Source organism: Methylocystis sp., assembly GCF_051062815.1.
GTDB lineage: Bacteria > Pseudomonadota > Alphaproteobacteria > Rhizobiales > Beijerinckiaceae > Methylocystis.
Window position 1 is genome coordinate 1 of record NZ_JBPFDU010000040.1, and the last position, 15,396, is coordinate 15,396.

The 15,396-nt window shown below is 57.7% G+C and carries 9 protein-coding genes; 2 read left to right on the forward strand and 7 right to left on the reverse strand.

From position 1 onward, the window contains the following. Positions 1 to 1,543 (reverse strand): heavy metal translocating P-type ATPase (locus tag ACR65W_RS05880; RefSeq protein ID WP_434502386.1); only part of this gene is annotated, 1,543 nt, incomplete at its 3' end. A gap of 332 nt (positions 1,544 to 1,875) precedes the next feature. Next, positions 1,876 to 2,277 (reverse strand): hypothetical protein, encoded by a 402-nt coding sequence (locus ACR65W_RS05885; protein ID WP_434500701.1) that lies wholly within the window; start codon positions 2,275 to 2,277, stop codon positions 1,876 to 1,878. Positions 2,278 to 2,490: 213 nt separating this feature from the next. Here ACR65W_RS05885 and ACR65W_RS05890 point away from each other — a divergent pair, with 213 nt between their 5' ends. Together ACR65W_RS05890 and ACR65W_RS05895 are read left to right on the forward strand one after the other, a co-directional pair. Further along, positions 2,491 to 2,868, forward strand: a complete 378-nt coding sequence (locus ACR65W_RS05890; RefSeq protein WP_434500700.1) for a hypothetical protein — start codon at positions 2,491 to 2,493, stop codon at positions 2,866 to 2,868. 178 nt (positions 2,869 to 3,046) lie between these two features. After that, positions 3,047 to 3,244, forward strand: a complete 198-nt coding sequence (locus tag ACR65W_RS05895; RefSeq protein WP_434500699.1) for a hypothetical protein — start codon at positions 3,047 to 3,049, stop codon at positions 3,242 to 3,244. Between the two features lie 193 nt (positions 3,245 to 3,437). Here ACR65W_RS05895 and ACR65W_RS05900 read toward each other — a convergent pair whose 3' ends face one another. From ACR65W_RS05900 to ACR65W_RS05920, 5 genes are all read right to left on the reverse strand, one after another. Continuing rightward, the gene (locus ACR65W_RS05900) at positions 3,438 to 4,895 is read right to left on the reverse strand and encodes a TolC family outer membrane protein (protein ID WP_434500698.1); all 1,458 of its coding nucleotides are present in this window, start codon (positions 4,893 to 4,895) and stop codon (positions 3,438 to 3,440) included. 34 nt (positions 4,896 to 4,929) lie between these two features. Beyond that, the gene (locus ACR65W_RS05905; RefSeq protein ID WP_434500697.1) at positions 4,930 to 6,423 is read right to left on the reverse strand and encodes an HlyD family type I secretion periplasmic adaptor subunit; all 1,494 of its coding nucleotides are present in this window, start codon (positions 6,421 to 6,423) and stop codon (positions 4,930 to 4,932) included. Then, on the reverse strand, positions 6,423 to 8,612 hold the full coding sequence (locus ACR65W_RS05910) for a type I secretion system permease/ATPase (protein ID WP_434500696.1): 2,190 nt from the start codon (positions 8,610 to 8,612) through the stop codon (positions 6,423 to 6,425). Before ACR65W_RS05910 ends, ACR65W_RS05905 begins: the two co-directional genes overlap by 1 nt. Positions 8,613 to 9,030: 418 nt before the next feature. After that, complete coding sequence (locus ACR65W_RS05915; RefSeq protein ID WP_434500695.1) at positions 9,031 to 12,621, reverse strand: beta strand repeat-containing protein; 3,591 nt, start codon at positions 12,619 to 12,621, stop codon at positions 9,031 to 9,033. After that, positions 12,618 to 15,290, reverse strand: coding sequence for a beta strand repeat-containing protein (locus tag ACR65W_RS05920; RefSeq protein WP_434500694.1), 2,673 nt, complete (start codon positions 15,288 to 15,290; stop codon positions 12,618 to 12,620). Before ACR65W_RS05920 ends, ACR65W_RS05915 begins: the two co-directional genes overlap by 4 nt. Positions 15,291 to 15,396 lie beyond the last annotated feature (106 nt).

A 15,396-nucleotide genomic window follows, 5' to 3' on the forward strand; every position in this document is an offset into this window, starting at 1 on the left:
CGCCGATGACAAGCGACCTTCCTTCGACCTTCCCGATCACCCCCTTGCCGACCGGCGCGTCGAAGTCGTCCGTATCCGCAAGTTTCAGGTTTTGCTCGATCGCTGATTGAATGATGGCCAGCGCCAGCGGATGTTCGCTGCCGCGCTCGACGCTCGCCGCCAATCTCAGCAGATCGTTCTCTGTAATCCCCGCAACTGGATGGACGGCAATGACCCGCGGATGGCCTTCGGTGAGCGTGCCGGTCTTGTCGACGACGAGCGTGTCAACCTTTTCGAGACGTTCCAGCGCTTCGGCGTCCTTGATGAGGACACCGGACTGCGCGCCGCGTCCAACGCCAACCATGATCGACATGGGCGTCGCCAAGCCAAGCGCGCAGGGACAGGCGATGATGAGGACGGAAACGGCCGCGACAAGGCCGTAGCTCATCCGCGGCTCAGGCCCAAAAGCAGCCCATGCTATGAAGGCGACCGCCGCCACAGCGATGACCAGCGGCACGAACCAGCCCGAGACCTGGTCGGCAAGCCGTTGAATCGGAGCGCGACTTCTCTGCGCGGCGACGACCATCTCGACGATGCGCGAGAGCATCGTGTCTCGACCGACCTTGTCCGCGCGCATGATGAAGGCGCCTGTCTGGTTCATCGTTCCGCCTACGACCCGATCGCCAGCGGCCTTCGTTACGGGCATTGATTCGCCGGTGACCATGGACTCGTCGACGGAGCTGCGTCCTTCAAGCAGCTCGCCATCGACAGGGACCTTTTCGCCGGGTCGCACCCGCAGGCGATCGCCTACGACGATCGTTTCAAGCGGCACGTCCTCATCGGAGCCGTCCGGCGCGATTAGCCGCGCGAATTTCGGCGCGAGGTCGAGCAACGCACGAATAGCTCCCCCCGTTTGTTCGCGGGCGCGCAGCTCTAAAACCTGCCCGAGCAGAACCAGAACGGTAATGACCGCCGCCGCCTCGAAATAGATGGCGACAGAACCGTCTGCAGCCCGAAACGCAGCCGGAAACACAGACGGGGCAATTGTTGCGACTGCGCTGTAAAGCCAAGCGACGCCCGTGCCCATCGCGACGAGCGTAAACATGTTCCGTTTGCGAAGAATTCGCGATCGCGCCGCGCGGACGAAAAATGGCCAACCCGCCCAAAGAACCACCGGCGTCGCCAGAGCAAATTGAATCCAGTTGGAAAGCTGTGGCTCAATGAAACGATGCAGTCCAAAAAAATGGCCGCCCATTTCAAGTACGAGAATCGGCGTGGTAAGAGCGAGACCGATCCAGAAGCGACGCGTCATGCCGACAAGTTCGTGGCTCTGCCCAGTTTCGGCCGACGCCACAACGGGTTCGAGGGTCATTCCACAGATGGGACAGTCGCCAGGGACGGGCTGACGTATCTGTGGATGCATGGGGCAGGTGTAAATTGTCCCAGAAGCGCCCGTCACGCTCGAGTCAGCAATCTGCTGAACTGCAGGACGACTGTGAGCTTGGTCACGGCCTTGTTTCGCCGCCTCACGCGACCCATGATCATGATGATGAGGGTGATCCATAGATTTCTATCTATTCTGACCCATGAGCTGCTCAAGGTGGCAATGATCGAGAAGCCACTTTTCCACACTCCTTAAATCGACCCGCGCAGCATGGAGCGCCGCCGGCCTTCATGTCCCCCGCGGCAAAATATTCCCCAGGCTCGAAATCGCTCGGGCGATCGTCGAAGGGTTCAAGGCCGCCAATGAGGCTGACGCAAATTGAAGAGACTCGTCTCTCTGGAGATCGGATAGGTTCGCGCGATCACCATATTACTTCGCATGGTCGGGCTGCACTCGCGCATCTTGGCGAGCGGCGACGTTCTTGCCGCGCTCTCAGCAGGCATAATCCTTTGTCAGTCGCCAGATTTGTCGTCGAGCAGAATTTCGTATTCAACGGCGCTCGGTCGCTGGCGCTTTCCGTCCAAGTAAGCGACGCACGCCCTGGCCTCATCGAAGTAGAACACCGTCCAGCCGGGTAATTCGGCCTTGACGGCGCGAGCAATGGCGAGGCCTTCGGCGGAAAAATTCGTCCAGTCGCTTTCTCGGCGGAGCCGGTTTTCTTCGTCGAGCGCATCCTCGATCGCCTCATATTGCGCCTGCCAGCGGCCAAGACGCTCGACGAGCGCGGGTGAGATCGGCAATTCCTCGACCCCACAGGAATTTCCCTCGATGTCCCACACCCCATCGCAAGAATAGTCGGCCATGACGCGAACCCAGCGATGGCGATTAAGCAGGTCTTCGTAGATGTCGCTCATGCGCCCCTTGTCTTCTCCTCAGACCCGTCAGCCTTATGCCGTTCTGGACAGTCCTGCTTTAGCGTACAACGCACTGGAATCCAGAGATTGGTTCATCCCCGTGTTTGCAGGGAACGCGGGTAGGAGGTGAGATCAAAGTTCCACCGTCTATTCCGACGTCGTGTTTTGATTCGCGCTCTCGCGATGGGAGCAACAAGTGGCCGGCGCCCTTCAGTGATCCAGGAGCAATGTTGTGTTAGCAGCGGCGTTTGGACCAGCGGCGCCGCGCCCCGCCCAGCTGCTACGTCCGGCGCAAGGCGGAAAGGTTCGGCGGCAGGATTCAGTTCGGGTGGTCGATTTGGGAGTGGACGAACGTCTAAATCGAGGGCTGAACACCACGCTGTTTACGACAGTGATTCGGGCGAAGAGTGGCAAGATATCACGCCGTCCCAGGTTGAAGACATCTCTCACCGCCTCTTCTTGCCCGATGATTCGGCGACCTACGACTTCGACAAAGAAGGCATTCGCAGAAACAACTGCCGCCTGACCTTGACCGACGACATCCTGGTGCAGCAGTTTTTCAAGTCACAGGCGAGCAGAATGAGATTATGAATTCCATTCCGGGCATCGGCGTGGCGTCCGTCGACGCCGGCATCGCCAGGCGGTTAAAGGCTTTTGAGCGGGAGCAAATGTTTTTGCTGTCTCAGATTGGCCTTGAAATACACGCCGCGCAATGCGCCGTGCTTCTGCGGGAACGGTCAAAAGTTCAAGCGGTGTCAGGATGCGTGGCATGGTCCCGTTCCTCGATCACACATACCTGGCCGGCAAGGCGGTCATCCTGGAGGTGAATGTCTTCCCCGACACCGAGGGCCGGGCCTACGCCACGCTCGACATCCAGCATCCCAAGACCAGCCGCCGAATCGGACTGGATGAGTTCATTACCCCCCTCTCCCGGCAAAGCCTTAATGGCGGAGCTCGTCTACGCTGATCGGCATGAAATCCAGTATGTAAGCGCGCGGGACCCGTGCAGGCCTTTTTCCGCGACCCGTGGCCCGCCACCCGCGCAATAACGCACCTCTCGTCCTGTGATAGGCAAGCGGATTCACGCCGTTAGTTTGCACGTTTCGATGAGCGACGCTGGCATCGATCCACTGCATCGGAAAAATGAGATATCCAAGCTCTTATGGTAGCAAGCTCTCTATCATTGATTGCTCCTCCGGAACAGAAACGCCTAGCCACTTATCCTGAACGCGCTCCAGATGCGCCGATGGATCGTAAGGCATAACATTGAGGTCGAGAGTCGCGTATGACAGCCGCCCGATCGCGGCAAGCGCCGCATAGGAGCCTACAACCTTGTCGCGTTGCGCAGTGACAAGATTCACGCGGGCAGTAAGCAGCGCTTGTTGCGCATTCAGCACGTCGAGCGTCGTGCGCTGTCCGAATGCGGCTTCGTCTCTGACCCCACGCAGCGCCACCTCGGCAGCCTTGACAGCTTTCATGTTGAATGAAACGGCGGCCTTCGCTGTCGTGAACTGACTGAAGCCCTGAATAACCGCCGCCCTGACAGAATTCTTGACGACATCAGCGTGAATTCTTGCCTGACCGAGTTGCTCTTTGGCCTGCCGTATCGACGAATACTCGCCGCCGCCTTGATAAAGAGGCACGTTCAATTGACCAAACACCTGTGCGCCAAACTGCCGGGTTTTTGGATAGCCAAAATACGAATCGAATTGTTGGATGACTTGAGCTCCGACAGACGCCGTCGGCAGGATCGCGCTTTCCGCGATTCTGACGGCCGATTCTCCAGCATTGATCTGGTGAACTGCGGCGAGGATGGAAGGGTGATCGGCAAGAGCGATCGCAATTGCGTCTTCACGGCTTGCTGGAAGAAGTGCTTCAAGCGACGGCGCCGGTTGCAGCAGCTGTGGCTCCACGCCGATCGTTTGATGATAGACCGAGGCGCTATTTTCGAGCGCGCCGAATGCCGCAGCCAGATCGGCTTGAGATTGGGCGAGCGCGGCTTCGGCTTGCGCCACGTCTGTGCGAGTCACTTCGCCGAATTCGAAGCGATCCACTGTTACCCTTAGCTGCTCGCGAAGAACGCTGATGTTATTCTTCTTGAGACGAACCACAGCTGCATCGCGCAGCACATTCATATATGCCGTAGCTCCCTTTAACAGCGCCTGCTGTTCCGCGTCACGAAGAATTGCCCTCGAAGCTGATACGCCGGCTTCCGCTTGACCTACGCTAGCTCTCGTTTTGCCCCCATCCAATACAGGCAGCTGAAACGCGAAGGTCGCATTAAGCGGTTTGCCCGAATATTTATCGCTCTGATATTGTCTGCTGCTGAACTGATCGATCCCGGCCGGAGCGCGGATCAACGTTCTCTGCGGTCCCCCCGTTGCGGATATGCTGGCTTTTGGCCGCGCATAGGAATAGGCCTTTGAGACCTCTTCATCACGGACGCGAACGTTCGCTCGCTGTTCGTCGATTTCGGGGTTTGTCGTGTAAACCTTCTCCAACGCGCCGTTTATCGTGTCTCCACTCGCCTGCGCCGGCGCAAAATATACACAGCACGCAATGCAGGATAGAAGAACATTTCGCCAGCACGATTGATCACGCAGCACGCGCGCGCACATCGGCGTTTTCCCGAGCCTGCACATCGAGCTAAAATTACCTTTCCTTCATCGCGCGAGACGCCACTTCGAGCAGTGGAGAAAATAGATATTCGAGAATGCGGCGCCGTCCGGTCTTTATCTCTACGGTAACGCCCATGCCGGGAGATAACGGAACATCGACGCCATCGATATTCATCGTCGAACGCTCCGAGCGGAGGGTTACCGGAAAGACGAGATTTTGAGTGCGTTGCGCGCCGCCGAAATAACTATTTTTGGCGGGCCTTGCCGGATTGCCTTCGAGCGCTTGAGCGTCAGGCTCAGGTATCGCGTCATGCGCAACACGCGTCACCGTCGCGTCAAGCGAGCCATAGCGCGTGAATGGAAATGATTCGATCTTCACGATGGCGGGCTGATCCTTCTTTACAAATCCTATGTCCTTATTTTGAATATAGCATTCAATCTCAAGATCAGCGTCATCGGGAACGATTCGCATGAGTTCTTCGCCCGTCGTCAGAACTTGGTTTTTTGTAGTAACCGATAGACCGAACACCGTTCCAGCGATCGGACTCCTGATTGTCATATGCTCGGTTTTCTCGTGCGCCTTCTTATGCCTTTGTTCAAAATCATCGATCTGGCGCTCTGCTTCGCCCAATTTTTGTTCGTTCTCGGCGACAAATGCATCCACTTGCTTTGTTCGCTCCTGCCGCAGCACGCGGCTCGCGGCCTGAGCTTCGGTGAGCTGCCCCTGTTGGGTCGCAAGATTGGTTTGCTGGACCTGCAGCGCCTCGATCGAATCGATGACCGCCGCTCTTGGCGTCGATCCGCGGGCGAGCAGTCCCTTTCTCATAAGGACGCGCTCTTTGAGAGTCACGAGCAGCGATTCCTGACTCGCGATCGTATTTTTGAGGCGCCTCTGTTCCTCTTCCTTTTGATCGAGCTGCGCATCAATGCTCTTAAGCGAACTCAGAAGCTGTCTTAAATCCCCTCTGAGAATGCGACCTTCCCGCTCCTTGAGCTGGTCTGGAATCTCCTTCGGCCAATCAACGGCTATTTCCTTGTCGTAAAAATTGTTGGCGATCGCGTTCAAGGCGGCCTTCCGGCGCACTTTCTCCGCGACATAGGCCAGGTAGACGATCGAGGAACCTCGTTCGTCCGCGGCAGCTTCCGCCGGATCGAGCTCTACCAAGACCTCTCCGGCAGTGACATGCCGCCCGTTCTCTGCATGGATTGCAACCACGCGTCCGGTCTCAAGCGGTTGGATGGTTTTTACGCGACCGGCAGGCTGAATTTTCCCCTGCGCGATTGCGATGATGTCGATGTGGCCGAAATACATCCATGTCAGCACGACGCTCAACAGCAAACAGATTGCCCAGAGCAGACCGATATGCACAGGCGATGGCGGCGTTTCGAGAATCGAGATGGCTGCCGGAAGAAACTCCCCGTCGGAACGCGCCCACTTCACGAGCGCCAGCCGTTCCGCCGCAGCGCGAAGACGAGGCAATCCGTCAGCGCTTGGCTTCGCGAGATTGCTCTTCCTCTTTAGCCGCATCAAACGGCTTCCAAATCGTTCTGAAGTGACCAGAGATGAGCATAGAGACCGTTCGGATTGCGGATGAGTTCATCATGCGCGCCCATCTCTTGAATGCGCCCGTCGCTGAGACTAATGATTTTGTCGCATCGCCGGACGGCCTGCAGACGATGGGCGATGATGATAACGGTGCGGCTCTTGACGATCTCGAACATATTTTTCTGGATGATGCGTTCGCTTTCGTAGTCCAGGGCGCTGGTCGCTTCATCGAAAATGAGGATCCGGGGATTGATCGCAAGCGCGCGAGCAATGGCGATTCTCTGTCGCTGTCCGCCAGAAAGATTGCTGCCCCGTTCCTCCACCATGGTGTCGTAGCCATTGGCCAGCCGACTGATGAACTCATCAGCTCCGGACATTTTTGACACGGCGACGACTTGAGCCCGAGACATCGCCGGATTGGCGAGCGCGATATTATCGTGAAGACTGCGGTTGAAGAGCAGGTTCTCTTGGAGCACGACGCCGATCTGCGAGCGAAGCCACGCCGGATTGACCTGCATAATGTCAGCGCCGTCGACAAGGATCTGCCCCTCTTCAGGCGCATAAAAGCGCTGAATCAATTTTGCGAGGGTTGACTTGCCTGATCCGGAACGTCCGACTACTCCGATGACTTCTCCCGGCTTTATCTTGAACGAGATATTTTTCAATATTTCAGGCGAACCGGGCCGATAGCGGAACGTGACGTTCCTAAACTCGATCTCGCCCTTCGCAGGCGGCAAACTCCCATGCGCGAGATTTAATGGCTCCATGGGCGCATTCAGGATATCGCCCAGACGCTCGATAGAGATCTGCACCTGCTGGAAATCTTGCCAGATTTGCGAGAGCCGCAAAATTGGTTGCGCGACTTGCGCCGAAATCATGTTAAACGCAACGAGTTCCCCAACGGATAACTCACCGTCGATAACCGCTTTTGCGCCAAAGAGTAGCAGCAGCGCGTTTGTGAGTTTGCTAATGTATTGAATTGCGGACTGGCCCCCCGCGCCCAGCAATCCAGTATCGAATGATTTCGATACATATGAAGCAAGCTTTTCCTCCCATTGCGTCTGCATCGAGGGCTCGACAGCGGTCGACTTGATTGTCTGCACGCCAACGACCGCTTCCACCAACATCTGCTGGCTCTCGGCGCCGCGGTTGAACTTCTCCTTGATCATTTCTTGGAGGATCGGCCGAATGAACGCCGCGACGATAAGGTAAAGCGGTATCGACGCGATGACGATCAGGGTTAGCTTCCAGGAGTAGGCCCAAAGAACCGCGAGAAAGACGACGGTGAAAAAGATGTCCAAAAGCGAGAACAGCCCCTGACCCGTCAGGAAAGCACGAATCGTCTCGAGTTCTCTTACGCGCGCCACCGTCTGCCCGGCGGATCGCGTCTCGAAATACGCCATCGGCAGATGGAAGAGATGAAAGAACAGGCGGCGCCCGAGTTCAACGTCAATCCGATTGGTCGTATGCGACAGCGCATAAGTGCGCAAATACTGAAGCACAACGTCGAAAGCGCCGATAATCGCCAACCCGCCGATCAAAACGAAAAGCGTATCGTAGCCCCTGTGACTGAGGACCTTATCGATAACGACCTGGAAGAATAGCGGCGTCACCAGCGCAAAGATTTGCACAAAGAACGATGCGACGAGGACGTGAAGCAACGGCCGACGATAGCGCCAAATCGAAGGTAGAAACCAGCGAAGACTAAAATGTTTGGGCTCAACGCCCGCGCCGCCGAGTCTACGCGAAACAAGAATGACCGCGTCGATGGTCTCATGAATTTGATCTAAGGAAAGGCTGCGATCCGAGCGCGTGATCGGATCGACGAGGCGATAATCGCCAGACGGCATTTTGCCGCCAAAGACTTCAAATCGACCAGCGCGCGTTCGAACGATCGCAGGCGAAGGGAGAGCGGCAAGTCTTTGCTTATGTATGGGACGAATTAAGCGCGCTTTGAGCCCGATAAGAGCGGCGGCTCGCACAAGGTCTTCGCAACTGACGCTCTTTCCGTGAAGCGCGAGTTCCCGTCGGATCTGATCAGGGCTTGCGACGATGCGATAGTACGCAGCGATTCCACAAAGACCCTGCAGGCCGGACTCGCCGAGTTGCGCCGCTGATTTTTCGGCAGATATTTCTTCGGTCGACGCTGCTTCATTCGCCGAATTGCGCATTATCGACCATACCTCAAATCCATCCGGTGTTTTTCGATATGATTTCAGACCTCATCTGTAAAGAGATTCTCCATTTCGGTCTGGCGCTTCTTGCTTTGCTGCACTCCGCATATTCGCCAGATCTCCTGAAGCGACTCACGTGCTGGAACTTTTCGATAGTGATACAGCTGTCGACTCTCGATGATTCGCGCGGACCTTACATTTGGTGGGCACATGGAGCGGAGTATTATTTCCCGGCCGAACGCGCTCAAATTACGTGAAGACGAATTTGACGGAGCCCCCACCGGCTGGAAGTGGCTGTCGCATACGCTCTCCAAGCCACTCGCAGCTCGCGTCGCCCAGATGACGCCGAGCGATGCTTGATATTTACAAAAGATAGTCACTTCGCCCATCGGGGCGTCGCTGGCATCTCTTCTCCCTACACGAATTGCGCCTGCGACTCCGTGAGACTCGACAAAGCGACATTGTTGAGCGTGATGGTGTTATTCGCGTCAAACCAAATCAGCGTATCTGCTCCTTGTTGAGAAGAAGCGGCAAGAAGATCCGTCCAATCCGCAAAGATCGCACTATCAAATTGCAGCGTGTCCGACGGGTCGAAGCCGTAGATCACATCCGTCCCGAACCCAGGATGGAACACAAAATTATTGTTGCTGCCATTCTCCGTGATCGTTGAGGAGCCGAGAAGCGTAATGTCATTATTTGAACCATTGATCGTATCGGTGTCGCCAGCAGCAATGTTGACGTTTCCCCCGTCGATGTTGATCGTATTCGTGTGATCCTCCGTACCATAGATCGGGAACGGCCACATCCAGACCCAATACCAGCCGACCACGACGGTGCTGATGACGCCACCCGTAATGTTCACTGTGGATCCACCGCCGGCGTTGACGACATTATCTTGGCCGGCTACCGACAAAGTCGCGCTTACGTCGCTCGAAATCGCATTGCCTGATCCTGTGATCGTCGCACCCGCGGATGCATTCACGGAAACGTCTCCGTAACTCACGGTCAGTTGATTGCCGGTCCCTGTCACGGCGATCGGATCATCAGAGCCATTGACTGTCACATTTGTATTGGATTTGAGCGTGACGGCGTTTCCATTGCTTGAGACCGTTCCGCCAGATCCATCTTCAAAGATGACGGGCGTCGAATTCGTGCTGATCGTTACACCTGTACTCGTCACGTCAATCGGAGTGGCATCGACGCCGCCGAGGCTCTCGTGATCAATTGTTCGGGCGAGTGAATCAAGCAAATCCGCCCTTGAAATCGTCCCGTCGCTCAGCATGCCGGTCCAGCTTTGAGACTCTACAGAAGTTGGCGATCGGCCATAGACGTTGTTGAAGACGACGTCGACGAATGCTGCATCGGTCGTCGTCCCGTAATTCGTAACGAATTCTGAAGAGGTGATGAGTTCATCGGCGAGCTGAGCCTCCGTTGCCAATCCGTCGAGAATCCGTGGCAGCTGCGCCGCGATTTCAGCGCCGGTCATGGATCGCCCCAATGCAGCATAATAGAGCTGCGCGAGAATATCGGTCGCTACCTGTCTGTCGGTCGTATGATCGAGAGAAACGAGTTGTCCGCCGCTCAACGTATTGTTTGTCGTCTCGTGAACGTTTCCGTCAGCGACATGTTCGGAACTCTCCGATAGGGTGACTGCTATGTCGGCGCGCGTCACCGCGCCCGCCTTGAGCTGAGAGAGATAGTCCTCTAACTCCGAGAGTATAGCGTAGCGGCCAAGAGCGTTCTGGAATACCTGTTCGATGAATTCGGCGTCGGTTAGAGCGCCATATTTGCCGGCAAATTCCGTCGGCGGCGGCAAGGTCCCTAAGGCGATCGTTCCTGCCGGAGTCGCCAAATAAGTCTTATTCGTCATGATGTCAGCGGCGAGCGTATTGAGATCGAACTCCGCCCCAGCGCCGCTCGTCGTGATGTAGTCGGCAAGAAACTGCCGCTCGCTCTCAGTCATGTCCCGATTGAGAAGCGTGTCGTACATTCGCTCTGCCATCGCCACGAACTTTTGCTCGGAAGCAATATCGATCGTAATCGAGTTGGCGCCGGCGCCGTTATAGGTGCTGAATGTGTATCCGTACAGGCTGAAGCTTGATGTCGGGCTTTCGTTCCAGACCCAGGTGTCGATTCCATTCTCGTCGATCGAGTGCGATGCATAAGCGCCCAGATATCCCGAACTGAGACCGAGGAGGTTGATTGAGTAGCTATCGGGGGATGTTACGTACCACGCATAGCTTCCGTTGGAGTTGGGAACGTAGACCTTCGTGCTGGTGACATCGACATTCTTGACTGCTAGGCCAACGGTCGGGATAGGGTTACCATAGACGTAAAGTGGCGGGCCTTGTTGCCATCCGATCCCGTTGCCGGTTTCATGAGAGGTGACGATCAAACCATCCGCGCTTGTCGTCGTGGTGACCGTCGTCGCCAAGCCTGAGTTTGAATAGGTCAAGGACAGCGTGTCGGTCTTCGCGCCGTCAGGCGCAATCGTGATTGTCTCGTTGGCGTCTGGGAGCACTCCGTAGCCCCGGGTTACAATATTCGTCGTCAGGCCATTGGCGCTTGTCGCCGTAACGATCTGATCCTTGATCGTCCCGTCGGCGTAAGTGTTCGTGACCGTACGCGTAGTGCTGCCGTCATCTTGGAGCATGGTGACGTCGTTTTGCGTCTCGAATGACGTGCCGTGACCGTTCACGTCGATCGACGACACTTTGACAAGACCGTCTGCGCTCACCGTCGTCACCATCTGGTTGCGCAAATTCCCCGCGGAGCCGTAGTCGGCGACCGTGATTGTTTGGCTACCGTCGGCGTTCAGAACAGTCGTCTGGTTCCGGCTCAAATCCGTCACACCGTCGCCGTCTGAATCGACTGAAATTGTCTTCGATAACTGATCGTCGCTCAGCGTCGTGATGATTTTCGAGGTCAACGCGCCGGCTGCGGTCGTGTCCCAGATAATGTCGGAGATCGAGCCATCAGCGTTGCGCGATGTGGCTTCAAAATGATCGAAGACGCTGTCGCCGTCCGTGTCGCGCTGAAGGTCCTGCGTTAGGCCGTCGCTGCTCGTCGCCAAAACGTCCTTCTGGCGCAGCGTCCCATCCATGTTCCGATAAATCAGGGTCTCGACCCGGCTGCCGTCGACATTGGTCGTCGTCGTATCGGTCACGTCAATCTGGCCGTCCCCATTGACGTCGGTTTCGATCGTCTTCGACAGGCCGTTTGCGCTCGTTGACGTCACGACCTTAGTCTTGAGCGCGCCGCCTGAAGTTGCCGACACGGAGACCGTCTCCGTCGTCGAGCCGTCGGCGTTCAGAACGGTCGTGTCCGTCGCATAGGAATCAAGCGTCTCATAGCCGTTCACGCCTGTGCGCTCAGTCGTCACGGTCAGACCATCCGCACTGACAGTCTTCACGACACGTTCGACGACAGAGGCGCCGGTGGTTCCGTTGTAATCGGTATAGGTGTCCACACGGCTTCCGTCAGCGTTCAACACAGCGCCATAGGTTTCCGTGCGGTCGACGCTTCCATTGCCGTCATTGTCATAGGTGACCGTCGACGCTAATCCATTGGCGCCTGTCGTTGTGATGCGTTGGCTTTGCAACGCGCCTGTTCTGGACAGGTCGGAAAGTGTGTCGACAACGTCTCCATTCGCCTGGATGACGATCGTCTCCGTCTGATCCGTTATTCCGTCGCCATTGACGTCTCGGTCGATCGACGTGGTCTTGCCGTCAGAACTCGTCGTCGTGACCGACTGGCCTCGGAGCGTGCCGTTATAGTTCGTTTCCGAATAATTCTCTGTCTTCGAGCCGTCCGCGTTGAGCACGGTCTCGTCCGTCGCGGTCACGCCGTACCAGCCGTCGCCGTTGACGTCCGATTGCGTCGTGACGGACAGGCCGTCCGCGCTCGTCGTCGCAACGAAGTTGGACCGTAGGGAACCGTTGGCGTTCGTCGTCGATACGGTTTCAGTTCGGCTGCCGTCGGCGTTGAGCACAGTGGCGTCAGTCACCGTCGTGTCCCAAACGCCGTCGCCGTCGACATCGGCTTGCGTCTGCCGCGACAGGCCGTCGGCGCTTGTCTGAACAAGCGTTTGGCTCCGTACCGAGCCGTTGGGATTGTAATTGACGATCGTGTCGACGGTGGAGCCGTCGGAAGAACCGTGTCTGTCGTGACCCCATTGGCGGCGGTGGCCACGCTCTCCGTGACGTCCGTCGCGCCGTCGCCGTTCACATCCGAGTTTGTCGTCACGGTCTTGTGGTCCGCGCTGGTCGTCACGACCGTCGACGCATGCAATGATCCATTGCCGTTCGTCTGCGTGATCGTCTCCGTGCGGCCGCCGTCCCCATTGACCACCGTCACATCGGCAATCGTCCGGTCGGTGGCCCCATCGCCGTCGATATCGAGCTGAGTCGTAACATTCAGCCCGTTCGCGCTCGTCGTCGTGATCGTTCTGTCACGCAGCGCGCCATTATTCGCCGTGTTTGAAACCGTCCGGGTGGACGAGCCGTCGGCGTTCTGTACGGTCGTCTCCGTGGTCGTCAGATCCGTTGTTCCGTCGCCGTCGGCGTCGATCTGACTGGTTCGCGTCAGCCCGTCGGCGCTCGTCGAGACGATCGCCTTGCCGTTGATGCTGCCGTTGTTGTTGTAAGCGGTCGTCGTGTCGACGCTCGAGCCGTCGGGCGCGACGACGATGGTTTCGACGCTGTCCCAGACCCCGTCGCCATTCTGGTCGATCTGGATCGTCCTCGACCGGCCGTCGGCGCCCTTGGCGATCACCATCTTGTCGCGCTGGGAGCCGTCGGCGTTCAGATCGGTCACCGTCTGCGTCCGGCTGCCGTCGGCGTTGATGGTGGTGACGTCCGTGGTCGTCAGGTCCCAGACGCCGTCGCCATCCACGTCCAACTGCGTGGTCTGAGACAGATTATCCGCCGAAAGCAGAACTTTCGTCTGATCGCGGAGCGAGCCGTCGCCGTTGAAATCGGTCGTCGTGGTCAGATAGGAGTTATCGGGGTTCGTCGTGATGACTTCCGTCGTCGTCAGATCGGTCGTCGCATCGCCGTCGAGATCGAAGGCTGTCGTCTTCGAAAGTCCGTCGGCGCTGACAGTCTTCACCATGCCGTCGCGCAGGGAGCCGTTGGCGTTCGTCTCTTCGACGGTCTCCGTGCGGCTGCCGTCGCCGTTGACCACGATGGAATCATCGATGGTCAAATCATATACGCCGTCGCCGTTGGCGTCCGACTGCGTCGTGACGGACAGGCCCGTCGCGCTCGTCGTCGCCACCGTTTGGTCGATCAGCGATCCATTGACGTTGAAATTCGAGACCGTGTTCGTGCGCGAACCGTCTGCGGCCACGACGATCGTCTCGACACGGGTCCAGACGCCGCCGCCATCCGGATCGGTCTGGATGGTGATGGTCTTCCCGTCGGCGCTGGTCGTCGTCGCCCGCCGGGCCAAAACCGCGCCGCCAGCCGTCGCGTCGATCACCGTCTCGGTCGTCGAACCGTCGGGATTGACGACCGTCACGGCGGTCTGGATCTGATCGATCACCCCGTCACCATCGAGATCGACGGACAGCGTCTTGGTCATTCCATCCGCCGAGGTCGTCAGAATGCGCTCGCTGGCGACGCTCCCGTCCGCATTGAGCGCCTGATTGTCGATGGTCGTCGAGCCGTCGGCGTTGAGCGTTGTGGTCGAATTCAGGGCGGCGCCCGACGCGTCATAGACGAGGCTGACCGTCGCCGCCGTTCCCGTCGTCCCATCGGTGCGCGTGAAGATCGTCTGGCCGTCGATCGACGAGCCGTCGGCGAAAGTACGGGTCGTCTGGTCCTCGATGAGATCGATCGAGGCGATCCCCGCCTGGGCCAGCGTCTGCAGCGTTTGCGTGCCGTCGGCGTTGCTGACGATCAGCTTGAATTGCGAGAAATTCGCGTCGCCCGAATCGAGCTTGCCATTGTGATTAGTGTCGAACACGTCGCGCAGCGCCTGCATGTCGGAGGTCGCCGTCGGATCCCATTGCGTGAAGTCGATCTCGTTCTGCTGGTCGATCTTCCCGTCATTATTGGCGTCATAGGCCAAAAGCGCGTCGCCGGGAGCGGCCCAGGCGGTCAGATGCTGATAGCCGTCGCCCGCCATGTCGAAATAAGTGTTCGACGACGCTGCCGGCGTCAGCTGCACGCCGTCGCCGTTCAAATCCAGCGCCACGGGAAAGATACTGTCGAAGAAATCGCCGATGCCGCCGAAAATATTGTCAAAGAAATTGCCGACGCTCGAAAAGACGCTCTTCACATCCGACCAGAGTCCCCCGAACATGCGGCCGAGGTCGCCGAGGCTATTGAAGCCGATTCCACTCTCCGACCCGCCGCCATAATAGGGCGAAGAAATGCCCGCCTCGAAGCCGGGCATGTTGATGTTCGGCGCCTGATTGCCCCAGTTCGCGCCGATCATGAAGCCGTTCGGAATGAAGCCGAGCGAATAATTGGCCGAACCGATGACATTCCCCAGCGCGCTCGTCGCGTTGTCGAAGAGACCGCTCAGCCCGCTCGTCGCGCCGCCGAAGAGACCGCTGGGGAAGGCGGGCGTGACTGAGTTGCCCGAAGAAACGGAGTAATAATTCACGTTTCCTGGCAGATTGCCGTCGCCGTAATCATTGCCGAAAGAGGAGTTTCCTGGACCCGTCACGTCGAGCTGGGATTTGGAAGAGCCGTTAGAACCTGCCTTGCCGTCTTGAAGGAATTGAACTGAGCCACTCCAGGATGAAGGGTACATTTCTTGCAGGGCGAGAACA

Coding starts and splice junctions, on each gene's coding strand:
- ACR65W_RS05885 (WP_434500701.1), bottom strand. CDS start 2,277: ATGAGCGACATCTACGAAGACCTGCTTAATCGCCATCGCTGGGTTCGC.
- ACR65W_RS05895 (WP_434500699.1), top strand. CDS start 3,047: ATGGTCCCGTTCCTCGATCACACATACCTGGCCGGCAAGGCGGTCATC.
- ACR65W_RS05900 (WP_434500698.1), bottom strand. CDS start 4,895: ATGTGCGCGCGCGTGCTGCGTGATCAATCGTGCTGGCGAAATGTTCTT.
- ACR65W_RS05905 (WP_434500697.1), bottom strand. CDS start 6,423: ATGCGGCTAAAGAGGAAGAGCAATCTCGCGAAGCCAAGCGCTGACGGA.
- ACR65W_RS05910 (WP_434500696.1), bottom strand. CDS start 8,612: ATGCGCAATTCGGCGAATGAAGCAGCGTCGACCGAAGAAATATCTGCC.